22 protein-coding genes are annotated in these 19989 nt (G+C 57.9%); 18 read left to right on the forward strand and 4 right to left on the reverse strand.

Features of this window, described 5'->3' with window-relative positions:
* Positions 1-185: 185 nt before the first annotated feature.
* From FY152_12485 to dnaQ, 5 genes are read left to right on the forward strand one after another with little or no spacing between them, the layout of a single operon-like run.
* Positions 186-1007, forward strand: a complete 822-nt coding sequence (locus FY152_12485; GenBank protein ID UXS32873.1) for a kinase/pyrophosphorylase — start codon at positions 186-188, stop codon at positions 1005-1007.
* Between the two features lie 31 nt (positions 1008-1038).
* On the forward strand, positions 1039-1638 hold the full coding sequence (locus FY152_12490) for a Maf-like protein (GenBank protein ID UXS32874.1): 600 nt from the start codon (positions 1039-1041) through the stop codon (positions 1636-1638).
* Positions 1631-2491, forward strand: coding sequence for a shikimate dehydrogenase (locus tag FY152_12495; GenBank protein UXS32875.1), 861 nt, complete (start codon positions 1631-1633; stop codon positions 2489-2491). The genes FY152_12490 and FY152_12495 overlap by 8 nt, the downstream gene beginning before the upstream one ends.
* Complete coding sequence (locus FY152_12500) at positions 2491-3099, forward strand: dephospho-CoA kinase (GenBank protein ID UXS32876.1); 609 nt, start codon at positions 2491-2493, stop codon at positions 3097-3099. Before FY152_12495 ends, FY152_12500 begins: the two co-directional genes overlap by 1 nt.
* Positions 3092-3790 carry a DNA polymerase III subunit epsilon gene (gene dnaQ, locus FY152_12505; protein UXS32877.1) on the forward strand — a complete coding sequence of 233 codons (699 nt, stop codon included), beginning with the start codon at positions 3092-3094 and terminating at the stop codon, positions 3788-3790. Before FY152_12500 ends, dnaQ begins: the two co-directional genes overlap by 8 nt.
* Before the next feature lie 103 nt (positions 3791-3893).
* Here dnaQ and secB read toward each other — a convergent pair whose 3' ends face one another.
* Together secB and fxsA are read right to left on the reverse strand one after the other, a co-directional pair.
* On the reverse strand, positions 3894-4376 hold the full coding sequence (gene secB / locus FY152_12510) for a protein-export chaperone SecB (protein UXS32878.1): 483 nt from the start codon (positions 4374-4376) through the stop codon (positions 3894-3896).
* A 102-nt stretch (positions 4377-4478) separates the two neighbouring features.
* Positions 4479-5027 carry a membrane protein FxsA gene (fxsA, locus tag FY152_12515; GenBank protein ID UXS32879.1) on the reverse strand — a complete coding sequence of 183 codons (549 nt, stop codon included), beginning with the start codon at positions 5025-5027 and terminating at the stop codon, positions 4479-4481.
* 141 nt (positions 5028-5168) lie between these two features.
* Between fxsA and FY152_12520 the strand changes: the two genes are divergently transcribed.
* The 5 genes from FY152_12520 to gyrB all read left to right on the forward strand — a co-directional run bounded on the left by FY152_12520 (position 5169) and on the right by gyrB (position 10496).
* Positions 5169-5867, forward strand: a complete 699-nt coding sequence (locus tag FY152_12520) for a Tim44 domain-containing protein (protein ID UXS32880.1) — start codon at positions 5169-5171, stop codon at positions 5865-5867.
* The gene (locus FY152_12525; GenBank protein ID UXS32881.1) at positions 5864-6976 is read left to right on the forward strand and encodes a murein transglycosylase A; all 1113 of its coding nucleotides are present in this window, start codon (positions 5864-5866) and stop codon (positions 6974-6976) included. The genes FY152_12520 and FY152_12525 overlap by 4 nt, the downstream gene beginning before the upstream one ends.
* A complete protein-coding gene (locus FY152_12530) occupies positions 6973-7542 on the forward strand; it encodes a Smr/MutS family protein (GenBank protein UXS32882.1) in 570 nt (189 codons plus the stop codon). The genes FY152_12525 and FY152_12530 overlap by 4 nt, the downstream gene beginning before the upstream one ends.
* Positions 7539-7904, forward strand: coding sequence for a helix-turn-helix transcriptional regulator (locus FY152_12535; GenBank protein ID UXS32883.1), 366 nt, complete (start codon positions 7539-7541; stop codon positions 7902-7904). Before FY152_12530 ends, FY152_12535 begins: the two co-directional genes overlap by 4 nt.
* A gap of 156 nt (positions 7905-8060) precedes the next feature.
* Positions 8061-10496 carry a DNA topoisomerase (ATP-hydrolyzing) subunit B gene (gene gyrB / locus FY152_12540; protein ID UXS32884.1) on the forward strand — a complete coding sequence of 812 codons (2436 nt, stop codon included), beginning with the start codon at positions 8061-8063 and terminating at the stop codon, positions 10494-10496.
* Between the two features lie 105 nt (positions 10497-10601).
* Here gyrB and FY152_12545 read toward each other — a convergent pair whose 3' ends face one another.
* The gene (locus FY152_12545; GenBank protein UXS32885.1) at positions 10602-11204 is read right to left on the reverse strand and encodes a nitroreductase family protein; all 603 of its coding nucleotides are present in this window, start codon (positions 11202-11204) and stop codon (positions 10602-10604) included.
* A gap of 128 nt (positions 11205-11332) precedes the next feature.
* Between FY152_12545 and FY152_12550 the strand changes: the two genes are divergently transcribed.
* The 8 genes from FY152_12550 (at position 11333) to FY152_12585 (ending at position 19587) form a co-directional block, all read left to right on the forward strand.
* A complete protein-coding gene (locus tag FY152_12550; GenBank protein ID UXS32886.1) occupies positions 11333-12175 on the forward strand; it encodes a fumarylacetoacetate hydrolase family protein in 843 nt (280 codons plus the stop codon).
* A 123-nt stretch (positions 12176-12298) separates the two neighbouring features.
* On the forward strand, positions 12299-13531 hold the full coding sequence (locus tag FY152_12555; GenBank protein UXS32887.1) for a polyhydroxyalkanoate depolymerase: 1233 nt from the start codon (positions 12299-12301) through the stop codon (positions 13529-13531).
* 68 nt (positions 13532-13599) lie between these two features.
* Positions 13600-14367, forward strand: coding sequence for a M48 family metallopeptidase (locus FY152_12560; GenBank protein UXS32888.1), 768 nt, complete (start codon positions 13600-13602; stop codon positions 14365-14367).
* 102 nt (positions 14368-14469) lie between these two features.
* Positions 14470-15132, forward strand: coding sequence for a phosphoribosylanthranilate isomerase (locus FY152_12565; GenBank protein UXS32889.1), 663 nt, complete (start codon positions 14470-14472; stop codon positions 15130-15132).
* 1 nt (position 15133) lies between these two features.
* On the forward strand, positions 15134-16354 hold the full coding sequence (gene trpB, locus FY152_12570) for a tryptophan synthase subunit beta (GenBank protein UXS32890.1): 1221 nt from the start codon (positions 15134-15136) through the stop codon (positions 16352-16354).
* 4 nt (positions 16355-16358) lie between these two features.
* A complete protein-coding gene (locus tag FY152_12575; protein UXS32891.1) occupies positions 16359-17198 on the forward strand; it encodes a tryptophan synthase subunit alpha in 840 nt (279 codons plus the stop codon).
* A 27-nt stretch (positions 17199-17225) separates the two neighbouring features.
* On the forward strand, positions 17226-18122 hold the full coding sequence (locus tag FY152_12580) for an acetyl-CoA carboxylase carboxyltransferase subunit beta (GenBank protein UXS32892.1): 897 nt from the start codon (positions 17226-17228) through the stop codon (positions 18120-18122).
* Between the two features lie 121 nt (positions 18123-18243).
* On the forward strand, positions 18244-19587 hold the full coding sequence (locus tag FY152_12585; GenBank protein ID UXS32893.1) for a bifunctional folylpolyglutamate synthase/dihydrofolate synthase: 1344 nt from the start codon (positions 18244-18246) through the stop codon (positions 19585-19587).
* A 47-nt stretch (positions 19588-19634) separates the two neighbouring features.
* On the opposite strand, the gene trxA is transcribed toward FY152_12585, so the two are convergent.
* Entirely contained in the window at positions 19635-19955 is a 321-nt protein-coding gene (gene trxA / locus FY152_12590) for a thioredoxin (GenBank protein ID UXS32894.1), read from the reverse strand.
* Positions 19956-19989: the final 34 nt, after the last annotated feature.

Consider the following 19989-nt stretch of genomic DNA (forward strand, 5'->3'; position numbering starts at 1 on the left):
ATCTGTGGATAGGCTGGGGAAAATTCTGGACAAGCCTTCATTCTTCCAACAATTCACAGGCACGCCGATGGTGATTGAAGCCACGTGCGGATTGTGGAAAAACACCACCTTATTCACGTCGCGGCTCGGCCTTCAGGACAATTCGGAAGTTTGTCCCGGTTTATCAACAGCGGGAGAAAAACAGCGTGGAGAACAAAAAAAGCTTCTTCCATTTGCACCTGATTTCGGACTCGACGGGAGAGACTCTCATGTCGGCGGGTCGCGCCGTCTCGGCCCAGTTTCATGCCTCCATGCCCGTGGAACATGTTTATCCGATGATCAGGAACCAGAAGCAGCTCGCCCAGGTGGTTGACCTTATCGACAAGGAACCCGGCATCGTCCTCTATACCATCGTTGACCAGCAGCTGGCTGAGTTCCTGGACTTACGCTGCCATGCGATCGGAGTACCCTGTGTCAACGTTCTCGAGCCGATCATCGGCATTTTTCAGACCTATCTCGGTGCGCCTTCCAGACGGCGGGTCGGAGCGCAGCATGTCTTGAATGCGGATTATTTCGCACGGATCGAAGCGCTCAATTTTGCCATGGATCATGATGATGGGCAAATGCCGGAAACCTATGACGAGGCCGATATCGTCATTATCGGGATCAGCCGCACATCGAAAACACCGACCAGCATCTATCTCGCCAACAGGGGAATAAAGACCGCCAATATACCCGTCGTTCCGAATGTGCCCCTGCCTGAAAGCCTTTATGCGGCGACTAGGCCACTGATCGTCGGTCTGGTTGCAACATCTGATCGCATATCGCAGGTGCGTGAAAACCGTGAACTTGGCGTCACCGGCGGATTTGACAGCGGGCGTTACACGGATCGCGCTACCATCATGGAAGAGCTGAAATATGCGCGTGCGCTCTGTGCCCGCAACAATTGGCCACTGATTGATGTTACGCGACGCTCCATCGAGGAAACGGCCGCGGCCATTCTTGCCCTTCGTCCGAGGACACGATAATCCGGATCGCACCATTCGGAGAAGACAGTCGATGAAACAAGAATTGATCCTCGCCTCGTCCAGCGCATCACGCCAAATGCTGATGCGCAATGCTGGGCTGATATTCTCGGCGATTCCCGCGGATATAAACGAGCGCGCGCTCGATGAAGAACTGGAAAGAAATGGCGCCAGTCCCGAAGACGTGGCACTCGAACTTGCCAGGGCCAAGGCGCTGGCGGTCAGTACACTCTATCCATCAGCGCTGGTTCTTGGATGCGACCAGACAATGGCGCTTGGCACCCGTGTTTATCACAAGCCGAAAACCATGGCGGAAGCCGAGGCGCACCTGCTGTCTTTGTCCGGCAAAGCTCACCGGCTGAACAGCGCCGCCGTTCTTGTCCGGGGAGCGGAAGTGTTATGGCAGACTGTCTCCAGCGCCGAACTCTCCGTACGAAATCTGAGCACTGAATTTATCGCCCGTCACCTGCAACGGGTCGGGGAAAAGGCCTTAAGTAGCGTTGGCGCCTACCAGCTCGAGGGTGAGGGAATCCAGCTATTCACCTCAATCGAGGGGGACTATTTCACCATTCTCGGCCTTCCGCTTTTGCCCCTATTAACGAAACTGCGCGACATGGATGTCATCGATGGCTGATTCACGTGAAACATTAACCATAAATGCCTTCGTTGCCGGTTACCCGATCAAGCATTCCCGCTCGCCGATCATCCATTCCTACTGGCTGAAGAAATTTGGCATTTCCGGCTCCTATAAGGCCGTGGAGGTCAAGCCGGACGATTTCCCGAATTTCATTGCGACAATAAGGGCGCAGGGGCCGGGATCCGCCGTCGGCGGAAATGTCACCATCCCGCACAAGGAAGCCGCCTACAGGCTCGCGGATAGCCCTGATGAGGTGGCAGAAGAACTGGGTGCCGCAAACACCATCTGGATGGAAGAGGGCAAGCTTCGCGCCACCAATACCGATGGCTACGGTTTCGTCTCCAATCTCGATGAGCGCCACGCGGGGTGGGATAAAACTGACCGGGCAGTGGTGTTCGGAGCTGGCGGTGCCAGCCGCGCCGTGGTCCAGTCCTTGCGGGACCGCGGCATTGCTGAAATCCATATTCTGAACCGCACGGTGGAACGGGCCCGGGAACTGGCCGACCGTTTTGGCCCAAGGGTCTTCTCCCATCCCCAAGGCGCACTTCACGAGGTCATGCAGGGTGCCGGCCTTTTCGTGAACACCACATCACTCGGAATGGATGGGACCGAAGCGCCAGACCTGGATTTCTCACCGCTCGCCGAAAATGCCGTCGTGACGGATATCGTTTATGTGCCCTTGATAACGCCCATCCTGCAGATGGCGCAAGCGCAGGGCATTGCGACTGTTGACGGGCTTGGCATGCTTCTTCACCAGGCTAAACCCGGCTTCAAGAGATGGTTCGGCCAGATGCCGGAGGTGGACGAAACCCTCCGCTCCCTCATCATCGCGGATATGGAAAAACATTGATGATTGTCATCGGTCTTACCGGCTCGATCGGAATGGGAAAAACAACGACGGCAAGGCTGTTTGCTGAAGAAGGCGTTCCGGTTCTCGATTCCGATGAGGTCGTGCACGCGCTTTATCGGGCGGAAGCTGTTGGCCTGATCGAAACCGCTTTCCCGGGCACGACTGTTTCCGGTGCGGTGGATCGCCAGAAGCTCGGCGAGGTTCTGCGGGAGAATCCGGCTAATTTCGGCAAGCTCGAAGCGATTGTTCACCCGCTTGTCCGGGAGAAACAGGAAGCCTTTCTCGCAAAGGCTAGGGAAGAAGCTCGGCAATTCGCCCTTCTCGATATTCCCCTTCTGTTTGAAACCGGGGCTGAAGAGCGGGTCGATAAAATAGTGGTCGTCAGCTGCGCTCCTGACATACAGCGCCAGCGCGTTTTATCCCGACCGGGCATGACGGAAGAGAAGTTTGAAATGATCCTTGCCCGGCAGATGCCAGATACTGAAAAGCGTCAACGCGCCGATTTCGTCATCGATACCGGAAATGGTGTCGAAGCGGCGCGGGATCAGGTAAGAGGAATCTTGCAAAGATTGGCCGCCGGTTCGGGCCACGGAGAAAACAATGCGTGAGATCATTTTCGATACGGAAACCACGGGCCTTGAATCGAAACTGGACCGTGTTATCGAAATCGGCGGGATTGAGCTGATCAACCATTTCCCAACCGGGAAAACGCTGCATCTCTACATCAGCCCGGAAGACCGCAAGGTTCACCCCGATGCGCTTGCTGTTCACGGCATTACTGACGACTTCCTGAAAGACAAGCCGAAATTCGCCGATGTCGCCGACCAGATCCGTGATTTCTTCGAGGGTGCACGCTGGGTGGCGCATAATGCGACATTCGATATGGGCTTCATCAATGCTGAATTCGCGCGTCTGGGCATTGAGCCGGTCGCGGCCGATCTGGTGACGGACACGCTTTCGCTCGCCCGCCGCAAGCACCCGATGGGACCAAACTCTCTCGATGCGCTCTGCCGGCGTTACGGTATCGACAATTCCCACCGCACCAAACACGGCGCGCTCCTCGACTCCGAACTGCTTGCCGAAGTCTACATCGAGATGATCGGTGGGCGTCAGACGGCGCTCGGTTTCGGTTCGGCGGCCAAACAGGAAACGGTCGTCATCGAGGATGATGTACCACTTGAGCCGCTACAGCGGCCAAGCCCTTTGCCCTCGCGACTGGATGCGGAGACCGTCGCGGCCCACGGCAAACTTGTTCTCGGCATGGGCGACAAGGCGATCTGGAACCGTTACCAGAATTGACGCCTGCCTGGACGCTTAAAATAGCAAATGCAGCCAAAGAAAAACCCGGGCCAATAACCCGGGTTTTGTTTTGTCAGAGATTCTGAAACGCAATAGGCGCTGTTCAGTTCGGTACGGCCTGAACCTTGGCTCTCGCCTGTTCTTCGGCAACGCGCTGAGCAAACATCTGCGCGAAATCGATCGGATCGATCATCAGCGGCGGGAAGCCGCCGTTGCGAGTGACATCCGCGATGATCTGGCGCGCGAAGGGGAACAGCAGGCGGGGGCATTCGATGAACAGCACCGGCAGCATATGTTCCTGCGGGAAACCGGCAATGCGGAACACGCCGCCATAAACCAGCTCGGCCGCGAACAGGACCTTGTCGCCATCCTTGGCTTCCGCATTCAGCGCCAGAACAACGTCAAAATCAGAACCCGAGATCGGGTTTGCGTTGACATTGACATTGATGTTGATCGACGGCGCGTTTTCACGGGCCTGAAGCGAACGAGGAGCGCCCGGATTTTCGAAGGAAAGATCCTTGATGTACTGGGTAAGAATATTCAGGGAAGGACTTACTGCGCCCTGTGCACCATTTTCAGCGGTCATTACGTTTCCTCGCGGCGTGAATTCGTGGAAGGCGGTCTATCATTTCGACCCGAGCCTTACAACCCTTCGCGAGCCGGCCCCGGCGTCCGTTCCGCTGCGCCTTCAGGGTTTGGGCAGGTCGCGATCATCCGGCTTGCTCGACCAGGGAGAATCCTTTGGCCCTTCGCGGTGAAACTCTTCCTCGTCGAGGTCTACGACCTTGGAATTCCCGCTCTGTCTCTGATCATTGCGGAACCCGGAAAAATCGCCGGGCTGAGGACCGGACTGGCTGCCAGACTGGCGAAACGAACCCGCAACCACGACACGCGGCCCGAAAGCTTTCCAGAAAAAGCGCCGCACTGTTTTCGACAACAGTAGAAGGCCGAGGATGTCGGTGATGAAACCGGGAATGAAAAGCAGGATACCGGCGACAACCCGCATGGCGCCATTGACCAGTTCATCCGCCGGCTGGGCACCGGTGCGTCCGGCCGCTTGGAGATTTCTCACCATGCCGATACCGCCGAGGCGCAGGATCAAGAGCCCGAGAAACGACGTGAACAGGACGAGCGCCAATGTCAGCCATAAACCGATCGCCTTGCCGACGATGATGAAGCCGGCAATTTCGAGGATGGGCATCATCAGTATGACGATGGGGAGAAAGGAAAAACGCATCTTCTAGCCTTGCGTGTGCATCTCTGGCAGATTGCCGGTTCGCGAGAACACCGATGATTGAATCTGCACATTTGAATGATGGTAAGATGCAGACTATATGATGGTGTGGTTTTCGAATTTAAATGGCGGTTTTGGTAAAAGATGGGCTTTAGCGACTTTATCACATTGTTTTTTCTCGTTGCAGCGGTGCTGATCTTCTTTCAGCTGCGTAGCGTTCTCGGCCGCCGAACGGGCAATGAGAAGCCGCCATTCGATCCCTATAGCCCGCGCGACGTCGCGAAAGGTCCCGTCACGGACGATAACAAGGTCGTGACCCTGCCGAAGCGTGGCGAGGCGGAGGATGAAAACCGCTTTGCCGAAGCTGATGCCCTTGCGCCCGTGGACTCGGCATTGAATACCTCTCTCAGAGAGGTGATGACCAAGGATCCGACATTCCGCCCGAAGGAGTTCCTGAACGGCGCTCGTATGGCCTATGAAATGATTGTCATGGGTTTTGCCGATGGCGACCGCAAGACGCTGAAGAACCTTCTGTCGAAGGAGGTTTTTGACGGTTTCGATGCAGCCATTTCCGAGCGCGAAAGTCGCGGCGAGGTCGTGAAGTCCACCTTCGTCGGCATCGAAAAGGCCGATATCACCCAGGCGGCCATCCGCGATTCCGAAGTGCAGATCACGTTGAGGCTGGTCAGCCAGCTCATTTCGGCCACCTATGATAAAGATGGCAAGCTGGTGGATGGCGATCCGGACGCGGTTGCGGAAGTAGATGACATCTGGACCTTCTCGCGTGATATTCGTTCGCGCGATCCGAACTGGAAGCTGATCGCTACCGAATCCGAGCAATGAGCACGCCTTTTTCAATCGACGAAGTGTCTTTCCGCGATCTGCCAGGGTGGCGGGAGGATGATCCCAGCGAGCTTTTTGCAGCCATGGGAACGATCCTGTCGCATCTGCGTAATGCGAAACCCTATAGGACCGGCGCGCTCGGCGTCACCGCTGGGGAACTGGTTTCACTTCTGGAAGCCGCCGAAGGCTTCGAAGCGGATAGCCCCGAACAGGCGCGCCGCTTTTTCGAAACCAATTGCGTTGCCTTCAAGATTTCTCCTGCTCAGGGAAAGAGCGGTTTTGTTACCGCCTTTTACGAACCGGAACTGGAAGTGTCTTCCACCCCGGACGAAATCTGGCGTTATCCAATCTATCGCAGGCCACCGGAACTGGTGGATATCGGCGACGATAATCGTCCCGCCGGTTTCGATCCGACCTATGCTTTTGGCAAAGAAGGCGAAGACGGGATTTCCTATTTTCCCGACCGTCGCGCCATGGATGAAGGATATCTGGAGGGCAGGGGTCTTGAGATCGCCTGGGCGAAATCAAAGGTCGACCTGTTCTTCGTCCACGTTCAGGGCGCCGCCCGTCTGGTGTTTCCGGATGGTGCGGTAAAACGGGTAACCTATGCGGCGAAAGCCGGGCATCCGTTTTCGCCGATAGGCCGGCTGCTTCTGGATCGCGGAGAACTCGATCCCAAAACCGTCTCGATGCAGACGATCCGCAAATGGCTCGCCGATCATCCCGACGACGTGGATGGCGTGCTCTGGCATAACCGCTCCTATATTTTTTTCCGGGAAGCGGATGTTGCCGAAGAGGATATGGGACCCATTGCCGCCGCCAAGGTGCCGTTGGTCGCCGGCCGGGCGCTTGCGGTGGACAGGCTCATCCACACATTCGGTTTTCCCTTTTTCATCCATGCGCCGTCATTGACCCATCTGGATGACGGAAAACCATTCGCCCGGCTGATGCTGGCGCTCGATACGGGGTCGGCCATCGTCGGACCGGCGCGCGGTGATATTTTCACCGGCTCCGGTTTCGAAGCCGGTGAACTTGCCGGTACGGTGCGCAACGACGCCGATTTTTATATACTGCTGCCACGTGTTGCTGCGGAAAGGTATCGGCGATGAAGGGCAGTCGAAAGCTTGGCAAGGAAGAACGCATCCTGTGGGGTAAGGTCGCACGCACAGCGCGGCCGATCCCAGGCAGGCTGGAGGATTTGCTGGCTTTCGACGATGTAGAGGAAACCCCGGCCGAGCCCGTGGTTCCGCAAACGGGCAAGGGTCTCTTTCCGCGCATGCTCGCAGAGCCGGCGGAGGTGCCGCCCGCTTCGCCGGACAAGAAACCCCGAATTCATCAGCCGCTGGAAAAACCGGTCAAGCGCAAGCTCACCCGCGGCAGGCTGCCGCTGGAAGGGCGGATCGATCTGCACGGCATGTTTCAAAGCGAGGCCCATGCGGTTCTGCTTGATTTTCTGCTGCGCGCACATGAACGTGGTCTCCGGCATGTGCTGGTCATTACCGGCAAGGGCCGTTCCATCGGCAGCGACGGCGCGCTGAAGAGGGCGGTGCCCATGTGGTTCTCCAAACCGGAATATCGCCATTTGATTTCGTCCTACGAGGATGCATCTGCCAATCATGGCGGCGACGGCGCGCTCTATGTGCGGCTGGCACGCCGCAGGGGTGAAAAATCATGACACCCTTTGCGGAGGCCGTGCGACAGCTTCGCGAACGCAAGGGCGTAACGCAGAAGGAAATGGCAGCAGCCATCGGCGTATCGCCAGCCTATCTTTCGGCACTGGAGCACGGCAAGCGTGGCAAACCGAGCTTTGATCTGCTTCAGCGCATTGCCGGATATTTCAATATTATCTGGGATGAGGCGGAGGAATTGTTCTTTCTCGCCGGCTCTTCCGACCCGAAAGTGGTGATCGACACGATCGGCCTTCCGCCGCAATATACGGCTTTCGCCAATCGTCTGGCGCGGGATATTCGCAAGCTGCCGCCGAGTATGATAGAGGAACTGTCAGCGGTGCTGCAAAAAAGCCGTTCTTGCGATTGAAACCCCTCTATCCCCTGCTTTATGCAGCATCCGGAAGCATGCGGCCTTTGGGATTGGGTGTAGAATTTCTATAGTCGCATGTCGGATTTGAGTGATTCGCTGGCTTCAGGCCTTCTCACTGAAAACTTGGCCAGGAAAACTTTGGAAAGAGTACTTATGACCGAAACATCGTCAAGCGAAGTCGGCGCAAACACGGAATATGGAGCCGATTCGATCAAGGTCCTCAAGGGTCTTGATGCCGTGCGCAAACGGCCCGGCATGTATATCGGCGATACCGATGACGGTTCCGGCCTGCATCACATGGTTTACGAAGTGGTCGACAACGCCATCGATGAAGCACTCGCGGGCCACGCCGATCTGGTGACGGTGACGCTGAATGCCGACGGATCGGTGACGGTGACGGATAATGGACGCGGTATTCCGACCGACATCCACTCCTCCGAAGGCGTTTCCGCAGCCGAAGTCATCATGACCCAGCTGCATGCGGGCGGAAAATTCGACCAGAACTCCTACAAGGTTTCCGGCGGTCTGCACGGCGTGGGCGTCTCGGTGGTGAATGCGCTTTCCGTCTGGCTGAAGCTCAGAATCCGCCGCAATGGCAAGCTGCACGAAATCGGCTTCACCCACGGTGTCGCCGATGCGCCGCTCTCGGTCATCGGTGAATATGAAGGCCGCTCGGGAACGGAGGTCACTTTCCTGGCCAGCCCGCAGACCTTCACCATGACGGACTACGATTACGGCACGCTGGAGCATCGCCTGCGCGAACTGGCATTCCTGAATTCCGGCGTGCGTATCCTGCTCACCGACAAGCGCCATTCTGATATCAAGCAGGAAGAGCTGCTGTATGACGGCGGGCTTGAAGCCTTCGTCCGTTATCTGGACCGCGCCAAGAAGCCGCTGGTGGATAAGCCCGTTGCCATCAAGGGCGAGAAGGACGGTATCACCGTCGAGGTCGCGCTGTGGTGGAACGACAGCTACCATGAAAACGTGCTCTGCTTTACCAACAACATTCCCCAGCGCGATGGCGGCACCCACATGGCCGGTTTCCGTGCGGCGCTGACACGCCAGGTGACTTCCTATGCCGAAACATCGGGCATCCTGAAAAAGGAAAAGGTAAGCCTGCAGGGTGAGGACTGCCGTGAAGGTCTGACAGCTATTCTCTCCGTCAAGGTTCCCGATCCAAAGTTTTCCTCGCAGACGAAGGACAAGCTCGTTTCGTCCGAAGTGCGCCCGGTCGTGGAAAGCCTCGTCAACGAGGCCCTGTCTACCTGGCTGGAAGAACATCCTTCCGATGCAAGGATCCTTGTCGGCAAGGTGGTGGAAGCGGCCGTCGCCCGCGAAGCCGCCCGCAAGGCGCGCGAACTGACGCGCCGCAAGGGTGCGCTCGATATCGCCTCTCTGCCCGGCAAGCTAGCCGACTGCTCCGAGCGCGATCCCGCGAAATCCGAACTCTTCCTCGTCGAGGGCGACTCCGCCGGCGGTTCGGCCAAGCAGGGCCGCTCGCGCGAAACCCAGGCCATCCTGCCGCTGCGCGGTAAGATCCTGAATGTCGAGCGCGCCCGTTTCGACAAGATGTTGTCCAGCCAGGAAATCGGCACGCTGATCACCGCGCTCGGCACGTCGATCGGCAAGGACGAATTCAACGCCGACAAGCTGCGTTACCACAAGATCATCATCATGACGGATGCTGACGTTGACGGCGCCCATATCCGTACCCTGCTTTTGACCTTCTTTTTCCGCCAGATGCCGGAACTGATCGAGCGCGGCCATCTCTATATCGCCCAGCCACCGCTTTATAAGGTGACGCGCGGAAAGTCCGTGCAGTACCTCAAGGATGAGAAGGCGCTGGAAGAATACCTCATTTCCATGGGTCTTGAGGAAGCATCGCTGACCCTCGGCACCGGTGAGGTTCGCGTTGGCGCCGATCTTCGCGAAGTTATTCTCGATGCGCTGCGCATGCGCTCGCTGATCGATGGTCTGCACTCCCGCTACAGCCGCTCGATTGTGGAACAGGCCGCCATTGCCGGCGCGCTCAACCCCGAGCTTTCGGCCAATGCGGCGCGTGCCGAGGAAACGGTTGCCGAAGTTGCCCGCCGTCTCGATATGATTGCGGAAGAAACCGAACGTGGCTGGACGGGTACGGTGCTGGATGATGGCGGACTGCGCTTCGAGCGTATGGTTCGCGGCGTCAAGGAAGTTTCGACGCTGGATATGGGTCTCATCGGTTCGGCTGACGCCCGTCACATCGATCAGCTCGCAGCCCGCACGCGCGACATCTACGTGACGCCGCCGGTTCTGCAACGCAAGGACGGCACCATGGAACTGCCAGGTCCGCGTGCGCTTCTGGATGCGATTTTCGCTGCCGGCCGCAAGGGGCTTTCCATGCAGCGTTACAAGGGTCTTGGCGAAATGAATGCCGAGCAGCTTTGGGAAACGACGCTTGACGCCAATGTCCGCTCGCTTCTGCAGGTCAAGGTCAATGATGCGACCGATGCCGATGGCCTGTTCGCCCGCCTGATGGGCGACGAGGTAGAGCCGCGCCGTGACTTCATCCAGGAAAATGCCCTGAGCGTTGCCAACCTCGACATTTAATTCTGTGGGGCGTCTCACGTAACGATTCACGTGAAACGAAGATTTAACAAAAGGCCCGGCGGTTGTTTTCCGCCGGGCCTTTTTGTTGATATGGATGCTCGGATATCAATCGGCCTTGCCGGTAAAACGCCCCTTGAAAGCAACGTCCGAAAGGGGGAGGCGCTTGCTCGGAACTTCCCGTTCCGCCAGATCGTCGGGAAGGACGGTCTTGTCGGTCAGCGTGCCGATGGCAATCGCTGCCTCCACCTTGTACCCATCAGGAACATTGAGCTTTTCCACGATCTGGTCTTTGAATATGCCGGCCATGCCATGGGCATGGTAACCGAGCAGATGCGCCTGCATGGCAAGCGAAAACCATGCTGCACCCGCATCGAAGGAATGGGTCGCCGACGGTTTTTTCTCGCCGTCGCGTGAGACATTGTGGTCGCGGGAAATGACGAAAAGCAGCACGGAGGCATTTTTCGCCCAGCGCTGGTTTCCTTCCATCAGAAGTTCCACGAAGAGAGGCCAGTCCTCGCCATCTTTGTGTGCGTAGACAAACCGCCATGGCTGGTGATTGGATGCCGAAGGCGCCCAGTGCGCCGCATCGAGAATGGTCAGCAGATGCTCTTGCGGCATGGCATTGCCATCGAAGGCGCGCGGAGACCAGCGATCGAGGAAAAGTTGATCGACGGGATATTCTGATTGTCGGGAATTGCTGTTCGTCACGGGCCATGTCCTTTTGATTGCCGGGAAGGAAAAGGTATTTTTCGAAAGTCGGAGCAGTCAAGGGGTGACAAGTATGAATGCATCGTTCATATATGCATCACCTTGTCAGACAACCGGGAGAGAGTTCCATGAAATTGATGCGCGTTGGCCAGCCTGGCCAGGAAAAGCCTGCGATCCTCGACGCGGAAGGAAAAGTCCGCGATCTGTCCGCCCACGTGAAAGACATTGGCGGCGACGGCATCTCTCCCGAAGGCCTCAAGAAGATTGCCGCCATCGATCTTGGCACTCTTCCGGTCCTCAACGAAGATCGCATCGGCGCCTGCGTTACGGGAACCGGAAAATTCATCTGCATCGGCCTTAACTTCTCCGACCACGCCGCTGAAACAGGTGCGACCGTACCGCCGGAACCCGTCATTTTCATGAAGGCGACCTCGGCGATCGTCGGTCCGAACGACGACGTCGTCATTCCGCGCGGCTCCGAAAAGACCGACTGGGAAGTCGAGCTTGGTGTGGTCATTGGCAAGACGGCAAAATATGTTTCGGAAGCTGATGCTCTCGATTACGTCGCCGGTTATTGCGTGTCGCATGATGTTTCCGAACGTGCCTTCCAGACGGAGCGTGCCGGGCAGTGGACCAAGGGTAAGTCCTGCGACACTTTCGGTCCGATCGGCCCCTGGCTTGTCACGAAGGACGAAATCACCGATCCGCAGAACCTCGGCATGTGGCTGAAGGTGAACGGTCAGACGATGCAGGATGGTTCCAGCAAGACCATGGTCTACGGTGTCGCTCATGTCGTTTCCTATCTCAGCCAGTTCATGTCGCTGCATCCCGGTGACGTCATCTCCACCGGCACGCCTCCCGGCGTTGGCATGGGCCAGAAGCCGCCGCGTTATCTCAAGACCGGCGATGTCGTGGAACTTGGCATTGAAGGCCTCGGTTCCCAGAAGCAGACTTTCGTCGCCGACATCTGATCGCAAAGGCGTTCAACGGAAAGTGAGGCGCTGGCGGGAAACCGCCGGCGCCTTCGATTTTGTGCACCTGCGAAAAGCTGCTATGGTTGAAAAAAGAGCGTGATCGCGAGGGAGGCGTCATCAGTGTTCTACCACCTCTATGAAATGAACCATGCGGCCATGGCGCCGCTGCGCGCCGGTGCTGACATGATGCGCCAGGCTTGCAACAATCCGCTCAATCCGCTTTCCAGCACGGCTTTCGGAAGAAGCCTCGATGCCGGTTTTGAGGTCTTCGAGCGCATGACGCGCCGTTACGCAAAACCGGAATTCGCTCTCGGCAGTACGCTTGTCGATGGCCAGACCGTCAATGTTGTCGAAGAGACCGTCTGGTCGCGTCCGTTCTGCAATCTGCTTCATTTCAAGAAGGAACTTGATCCAGCCCGCCAGCCCGGTCCGAAGGTGCTGCTGGTGGCGCCGATGTCCGGCCACTATGCCACTTTGTTACGGGGGACGGTGGAGGCCCTGCTGCCTTCGGCGGATATCTACATCACCGATTGGGCCGATGCCCGCACGGTGCCGGTGAGCGAGGGTACCTTCGATCTCGACGATTACATCAGCTACGTCATCGAGATGCTGCGCGCGATCGGGCTGGGGGCGCATGTGGTTGCCGTCTGTCAGCCATCCGTGCCGGTGCTGGCCGCCGTCTCGTTAATGGAGGCGGATGGGGATAAATTCGCGCCGGCATCCATGACGCTGATGGGCGGTCCGATCGATACACGCATCAATCCCACAGCCGTCAATGATCTTGCCAAAGCGAAACCGATTGAATGGTTCCGCGACAATGTCGTCATGCAGGTGCCGTGGCCGCAGCCCGCTTTTGGCCGCAATGTCTATCCTGGCTTCCTGCAGCTGTCCGGTTTCATGTCGATGAACCTCGATAAGCACATGACGGCGCATAAGGATTTTTACCTCAACCTCGTCAAGAATGATGGCGATTCCGCTGAAAAGCACCGTGAGTTTTACGATGAATATCTGGCCGTCATGGATCTGACGGCGGAGTTCTATCTGCAGACGGTGGAAACGGTCTTTATCGACCATGCGCTTCCGAAGGGGAACATGCTTCACCGGGGCAGGGCGGTCGAGCCTGCGGCCATTCGCAAAGTCGCATTGTTTACGGTGGAAGGTGAGAACGACGATATTTCCGGCGTTGGCCAGACAAAGGCCGCCCATGATCTTTGCCGGAACATCCCTGAAGACAAACGCGCCCATTACATGCAGCCGGATGTCGGGCACTACGGCGTCTTCAACGGTTCGCGCTTCCGCAAGGAAATCGTGCCGCGCATGCTGGATTTTATCCGTAAACACCAGACATCTTAGGGGCAGACGGCGGGCCATGCCGCGCATTTGCATGGCCAAACGACGGACGAATCGGTTATGAAGAGTTCATGTTTTCGCTCCTCAGAAAATCCCTGAAATCACCGGCCCCAAAGAAGGCGCTGCCCAGCCAGCGCACCGTTGCGGTGGCGGGCAGGCAGGTGCCGATTACGGTCAGGGAAAATCCGCGCGCCACGCGCATTACGCTACGCATCGAACCCGGTGGCAGAGCGCTGAAACTGACGATCCCGATGGGTCTGCATCACCGCCAGGTGGATGATTTTCTCGAAAGGCATCAGGGCTGGCTGGAAGGCAAGCTTGTGAAATTCAGCCCCGACGACGGTTTGCGTCCAGATGCGACCATCGATATTCGCGGCACAGCCCACCGCATTGACCATACTGGCAGCCTGCGAGGGCTGACACATGTCACGAAAGACGCCGATGGGGTGGCCGTTCTGAAGGTCAGCGGCGCGCCGGAACATCTGAGACGACGGATAGCGACATTCCTCAAAAAGGAAGCGAAGGCGGATCTGGAACGGCTTGTGGCTGTTCATGCACGTACCGCCGGCCGGCCGGTGCGCTCCATCAGCATGAAGGATACCCGCAGCCGCTGGGGCTCCTGTTCCCATGATGGAAATTTGAGCTTCTCATGGCGTATCGTCATGGCCCCCGAAAAGGTCATCGACTATCTCGCCGCCCACGAGGTTGCACATCTGAGCGAAATGAACCACGGCCCGAAATTCTGGGCATTATGCGAAAAGCTCTGCCCGCACACGGAAGAAGCCAAGAGCTGGCTGAAACGCCATGGCTCCAGACTCCACGCCATCGATTTCGATTGAAACCTGCAGCGCGGATCGCCATCTGGATTCACGTGAAACATTCCATCGGAAATGGATGCGATTTGGCTCGACTCTTGTCGCATTTCATGTCAGGTCGCGGGTATGAAACCGGATATCAAGATTTGCGGATTGAAGACACCGGAAGCGCTCGAGCGCGCCGTCAGGCGTGGTGCGTCCCATGTCGGTTTTATTTTCTTTGAAAAGAGCCCGCGCAACATCGAGCCCGATATTGCCGGCAGGCTGGCGGAAGGTGCCCGTGGCGCCGCCAAGGTGGTTGCCGTCACCGTCAATGCCGACAATGATTATCTCGATGAAATCGTCGATCTCGTCAAGCCGGACATCCTGCAGCTGCATGGCAATGAAAGCCCAGAGCGGCTGCTGAATATCAAGGCGCTGTATGGCCTGCCTGTCATGAAGGCGATTTCCATTCGCGATGCCGCTGATCTTGCCAAAATCGACCCTTATATTGGAGTAGCCGACCGTTTTCTACTGGACGCCAAGGCGCCCGCCGGTTCCGAGCTGCCGGGCGGCAACGGCGTATCCTTCGACTGGACCATCCTGCGATCACTTGACGGAAGTGTGGATTACATGCTTTCCGGGGGATTGAACAAGGACAATGTCGCTGAGGCGCTGGCGGAGACCAGGGCAAGCGGACTAGATTTATCGTCCGGTGTGGAAAGCGCGCCGGGCGTCAAGGATCTGTCCATGATCGACGCATTTTTCGATGTGGTGAATGATTGGTCGAAAGGCCCAAAGGGAGCTTGAAGTGAACGACGCGCCAACACCCAATTCTTTTCGCGCTGGTCCCGATGAGGACGGCCGTTTCGGCATTTACGGAGGTCGCTTCGTTGCCGAAACGCTGATGCCGCTCATTCTGGATTTGCAGGCGGAATGGGACAAGGCCAAGACTGATCCCGCGTTTCAGGCGGAACTCAAGCATCTCGGCGCGCACTATACCGGCCGTCCGAGCCCGCTTTATTTTGCGGAACGCCTGACGGCGGAACTTGGCGGCGCGAAGATCTATTTCAAGCGCGAGGAGCTAAACCACACTGGCTCGCACAAGATCAACAATTGTCTCGGCCAGATCCTGCTTGCCAAGCGCATGGGCAAGACCCGTATCATTGCCGAAACCGGTGCCGGCCAGCACGGCGTTGCCTCCGCTACCGTCGCTGCACGCTTTGGCCTGCCCTGCGTCGTTTATATGGGCGCGACGGACGTTGCCCGTCAGGCCCCGAATGTTTTCCGCATGAAGCTCCTTGGTGCTGAAGTGAAGCCGGTGACGGCTGGCCACGGCACCCTGAAGGACGCCATGAACGAGGCCCTGCGCGACTGGGTCACCAATGTCGAGGATACCTATTACCTGATCGGCACCGCGGCCGGCCCGCATCCCTATCCGGAAATGGTCCGCGATTTCCAGGCCGTTATCGGCGAGGAAGCCAAGGCGCAGATGCTGGAGGCCGAAGGCCGCCTGCCGGATCTGGTCGTCGCGGCTGTCGGCGGTGGTTCGAATGCCATCGGCATCTTCCATCCTTTCCTCGATGACAAGAATGTCCGCATCGTCGGCGTCGAAGCCGGCGGCAAGGGTCTTTCGGGTGATGAGCATTGCGCTTCCATCACCGCCGGTTCGCCGGGCGTGCTGCATGGCAACCGCACCTATCTGCTGCAGGATGAGGACGGTCAGATCAAGGAAGGTCATTCCATCTCCGCCGGCCTCGATTATCCCGGCATCGGCCCTGAACATTCCTGGCTGAACGATATCGGCCGCGTGGAATATGTGCCGATCATGGACCATGAGGCGCTGGACGCGTTCCAGATGTTGACCCGCCTTGAAGGCATCATTCCGGCTCTGGAGCCGAGCCACGCCCTGGCCGAGGTCATCAAGCGTGCGCCGAAGATGGGCAAGGATGAAATCATCCTGATGAACCTCTCCGGTCGCGGCGACAAGGATGTCCACACCGTCAGCAAGTTCCTTGGAATGGATGTATAAGATCATGACTGCACGTATGGACAAGCGCTTTGCCGATCTGCGCGCTGAAAATCGCCCGGCCCTGATTACCTATTTCATGGGCGGCGACCCGGATTTCGAAACCTCGCTCGGCATCATGAAGGCCCTGCCGGAAGCCGGTGCTGATGTTATCGAACTCGGCATGCCCTTTTCCGACCCGATGGCGGATGGTCCGGCCATTCAGCTGGCCGGTCAGCGTGCGCTGAAGGGCGGCCAGACGCTGAAGACGACGCTCGATCTCGCCCGCGAGTTTCGCAAGCAAGACGATGCAACGCCGATCGTGATGATGGGCTATTACAATCCTATCTATATCTACGGCGTCGAAAAATTTCTGGACGACGCAATCGCGGCCGGCATCGATGGCCTGATCGTTGTCGATCTGCCGCCGGAAATGGACGATGAACTCTGCATCCCCGCACTCGCGCGCGGCATCAACTTCATCCGTCTGGCGACGCCGACGACGGATGGCAAGCGCCTGCCTGCCGTCCTTAAAAATACCTCAGGTTTCGTTTATTACGTCTCGATGAACGGTATTACCGGTTCAGCGCTTCCCGATCCCTCGTTGATCTCGGGCGCTGTCGGTCGTATCAAGGCGCATACGGAACTGCCGGTCTGTGTCGGTTTCGGTGTCAAGACGGCCGATCATGCCAAGGCGATCGGTGCTGTGGCGGATGGCGTGGTGGTTGGTTCCGCCATCGTCAACCAGATTGCGGGCAGCCTGACCAAAGACGGGCAGGCGACCGCCGATACCGTACCGGCCGTTACGACGCTGGTAAAAGGACTTTCAACGGGCGTGCGTGCATCGCGCCTTGCCGCTGCGGAATAAGCGCGCGGCCCAGTCAGGAGTAGACAGTTGAACTGGATCACCAATTACGTACGGCCCCGGATCAATTCCATGCTTGGCCGCCGTCCGGAGGTTCCCGAGAACCTGTGGATCAAGTGCCCGGAAACGGGCGAGATGGTCTTCCATAAGGACCTCGAGGACAACAAGTGGGTCATTCCGGCTTCCGGTTACCACATGAAGATGCCTGCAAAGGCGCGTCTCGTCGATCTGTTCGATGGCGGCGTCTATGAGGCTCTGCCGCAGCCCAAGGTGGCGCAGGATCCGCTGAAGTTCCGCGATTCCAAGAAATACACCGATCGCCTGCGCGACAGCCGGACGAAAACCGAGCAGGAGGATACCATCCTTGCCGGTGTGGGCCTGCTGAAAGGCCTGAAGATCGTTGCCGTCGTGCATGAATTCCAGTTCATGGGCGGTTCTCTCGGCATCGCGGCAGGCGAAGCCATCGTCAAGGCATTTGAGCGCGCCATTTCCGAGCGTTGCCCACTCGTGATGTTCCCGGCCTCCGGCGGCGCCCGCATGCAGGAAGGCATTCTGTCATTGATGCAGCTGCCGCGCACCACTGTTGCGGTGAACATGCTCAAAGAAGCGGGAATGCCTTACATCGTGGTTCTGACGAACCCGACGACGGGTGGTGTCACTGCCTCTTATGCCATGCTGGGTGACGTGCATATCGCCGAGCCAGGTGCCGAAATCTGCTTCGCCGGCAAGCGCGTGATCGAGCAGACCATCCGTGAAAAGCTGCCGGAAGGTTTTCAGACCTCGGAATACCTGCTGGAACACGGCATGGTCGACATGGTGATCGATCGCCGCGAAATTCCCGATACGCTCGCCAGCCTTCTCAAGATCATGACGAAGGCGCCTGCGGCGGAAGCAAACGCGGTCGTTCCGCTTGCGGCTTCGGCCTGATAAAAATATCTCCCCCCGAAGGCGACAAATCGTTTTCGGGGGATGTTATACGTTGCATGATTTCATCTCGAATGCGGCGGACAAAATGGCCAAGACAACGCCTGAAAGGCGGACAGAAGACATGACGAAGCCCGCAATCGGCGAGGCCGAAAAGATCATCGAAGAGCTGATGCAGCTTCACCCCAAGGGCTTTGATCTTTCTCTGGATAGAATTTCCCGTCTTCTCGAAAAACTCGGCAATCCCCACAAAAGGCTGCCGCCGGTCATTCATGTCGCAGGCACCAACGGTAAGGGTTCGGTTACGGCCTTCTGCCGCGCATTGCTGGAAGCCGCAGGCCTTTCCGTCCACGTTCACACCTCCCCGCATCTCGTCAACTGGCATGAACGCTATCGCATCGGCGTTTCCGGCGAAAAAGGCCGTTATGTCAACGATGCCGTCTTTGCGGACGCGTTGCGCCGCATCGAAGCCGCCAATGGCGGCCAGATGATAACGGTTTTCGAAATCCTGACGGCTGCCATGTTCGTGCTCTTTGCGGAGCAGCCAGCCGATGCGGCCGTTGTCGAGGTCGGCCTGGGTGGTCGCTTCGATGCAACGAATGTGATCAATAATCCCGCCGTGTCCGTTATCATGCCGATCTCGCTGGATCATCAGGCCTATCTCGGTGACCGTGTGGAACTGATTGCTGCCGAAAAGGCCGGCATCATGAAGTCGGGTTCTCCCGTCGTCATTGGCCACCAGGAATACGACGCGGCGCTGGAAACGCTTGTCGCCACGGCGGAGCGGCTCGGTTGCCCGGTCTCGGTCTACGGGCAGGATTTTTCCGCCCATGAAGAATTCGGCCGCATGGTCTATCAGGATGAGTTCGGCCTGACCGATGCGCCGATGCCGCGGCTTCCCGGCCGCCACCAGCTTGCCAATGCCGCCGCCGCGATCCGTGCCGTCAAGGCTGCCGGTTTTGAAGTGACGGAACGGATGATCGAAAAGGCCATGACCTCGGTGGAATGGCCCGGCCGTCTTCAGCGCGTCCTGACCGGGAAGATCGCCGAATTGGCCCCGAAGGATGCGGAAATCTGGATTGATGGCGGCCACAACCCGGGCGCCGGCGAAGTCATTGCCGAAGCCATGGCAGGGTTCGAAGACAAGACGTCACGCCCGCTCTTCATCATTGCGGGCATGATCAACACCAAGGATCCAGTGGGCTATTTCAAGGCTTTCGCCGATATCGCCGAATATGTCTTCACAGTGCCGATCGGCGGCACCGATGCGGCGATCGATCCGGTCGTGCTCGCCCACGCCGCCTTCGATGCGGGCCTTGTGGCCGCGCCTACATCGTCCCTTACCGAAGCGCTGGATGAACTGTCACGCCGCTTCGATCCCGAAGGGCCGGCACCACGCATTCTGATCGGCGGTTCGCTTTATCTTGCCGGAAATGCGCTTGCCCTGAACGGCACGGTTCCCCAATAAAAAAGCCCGGCAAATATGCCGGGCTTTTTTCATTCCATAGAAATTGCTTATGCGGCGCCGGAAATCCAGGCGGAAAGCGCTGTCTTGGGAGCAGCACCAACCTTGATATCGGCCACTTCGCCGCCCTTGAACATGGCGAGCGTCGGGATCGAGCGAACGCCGAATTTGGCGGCCAGTTCCGGGTTCTCGTCGATGTTGAGCTTTGCAACCTTGACCTTGCCGGCAAGCTCCGAAGAAATTTCTTCAAGGCTCGGGGCGATCATCTTGCAAGGGCCACACCATTCGGCCCAGAAATCCACCACAACGGGTTCGGCGGATTCGAGGACTTCGGACTGGAAGTTGGCGGCATCGACTTTTACGGTAGCCATATCTGGCTCTCCTTTCAGCTAAACTTTTCCGCTA

Source organism: Agrobacterium tumefaciens (assembly GCA_025560025.1).
Classification (GTDB): domain Bacteria; phylum Pseudomonadota; class Alphaproteobacteria; order Rhizobiales; family Rhizobiaceae; genus Agrobacterium.

Bases quoted from the DNA above. Each gene is read 5' to 3' on its own strand.
- FY152_12550 (UXS32886.1), top strand. From the start codon at position 11,333: ATGAAATTGATGCGCGTTGGCCAGCCTGGCCAGGAAAAGCCTGCGATC.
- FY152_12525 (UXS32881.1), top strand. From the start codon at position 5,864: ATGAGCACGCCTTTTTCAATCGACGAAGTGTCTTTCCGCGATCTGCCA.
- FY152_12495 (UXS32875.1), top strand. From the start codon at position 1,631: ATGGCTGATTCACGTGAAACATTAACCATAAATGCCTTCGTTGCCGGT.
- FY152_12490 (UXS32874.1), top strand. From the start codon at position 1,039: ATGAAACAAGAATTGATCCTCGCCTCGTCCAGCGCATCACGCCAAATG.
- dnaQ (UXS32877.1), top strand. From the start codon at position 3,092: ATGCGTGAGATCATTTTCGATACGGAAACCACGGGCCTTGAATCGAAA.
- FY152_12575 (UXS32891.1), top strand. From the start codon at position 16,359: ATGACTGCACGTATGGACAAGCGCTTTGCCGATCTGCGCGCTGAAAAT.
- FY152_12535 (UXS32883.1), top strand. From the start codon at position 7,539: ATGACACCCTTTGCGGAGGCCGTGCGACAGCTTCGCGAACGCAAGGGC.
- secB (UXS32878.1), bottom strand. From the start codon at position 4,376: ATGACCGCTGAAAATGGTGCACAGGGCGCAGTAAGTCCTTCCCTGAAT.
- FY152_12530 (UXS32882.1), top strand. From the start codon at position 6,973: ATGAAGGGCAGTCGAAAGCTTGGCAAGGAAGAACGCATCCTGTGGGGT.
- FY152_12520 (UXS32880.1), top strand. From the start codon at position 5,169: ATGGGCTTTAGCGACTTTATCACATTGTTTTTTCTCGTTGCAGCGGTG.
- gyrB (UXS32884.1), top strand. From the start codon at position 8,061: ATGACCGAAACATCGTCAAGCGAAGTCGGCGCAAACACGGAATATGGA.
- FY152_12560 (UXS32888.1), top strand. From the start codon at position 13,600: ATGTTTTCGCTCCTCAGAAAATCCCTGAAATCACCGGCCCCAAAGAAG.
- fxsA (UXS32879.1), bottom strand. From the start codon at position 5,027: ATGCGTTTTTCCTTTCTCCCCATCGTCATACTGATGATGCCCATCCTC.
- trxA (UXS32894.1), bottom strand. From the start codon at position 19,955: ATGGCTACCGTAAAAGTCGATGCCGCCAACTTCCAGTCCGAAGTCCTC.
- FY152_12585 (UXS32893.1), top strand. From the start codon at position 18,244: ATGACGAAGCCCGCAATCGGCGAGGCCGAAAAGATCATCGAAGAGCTG.
- FY152_12565 (UXS32889.1), top strand. From the start codon at position 14,470: ATGAAACCGGATATCAAGATTTGCGGATTGAAGACACCGGAAGCGCTC.
- FY152_12500 (UXS32876.1), top strand. From the start codon at position 2,491: ATGATTGTCATCGGTCTTACCGGCTCGATCGGAATGGGAAAAACAACG.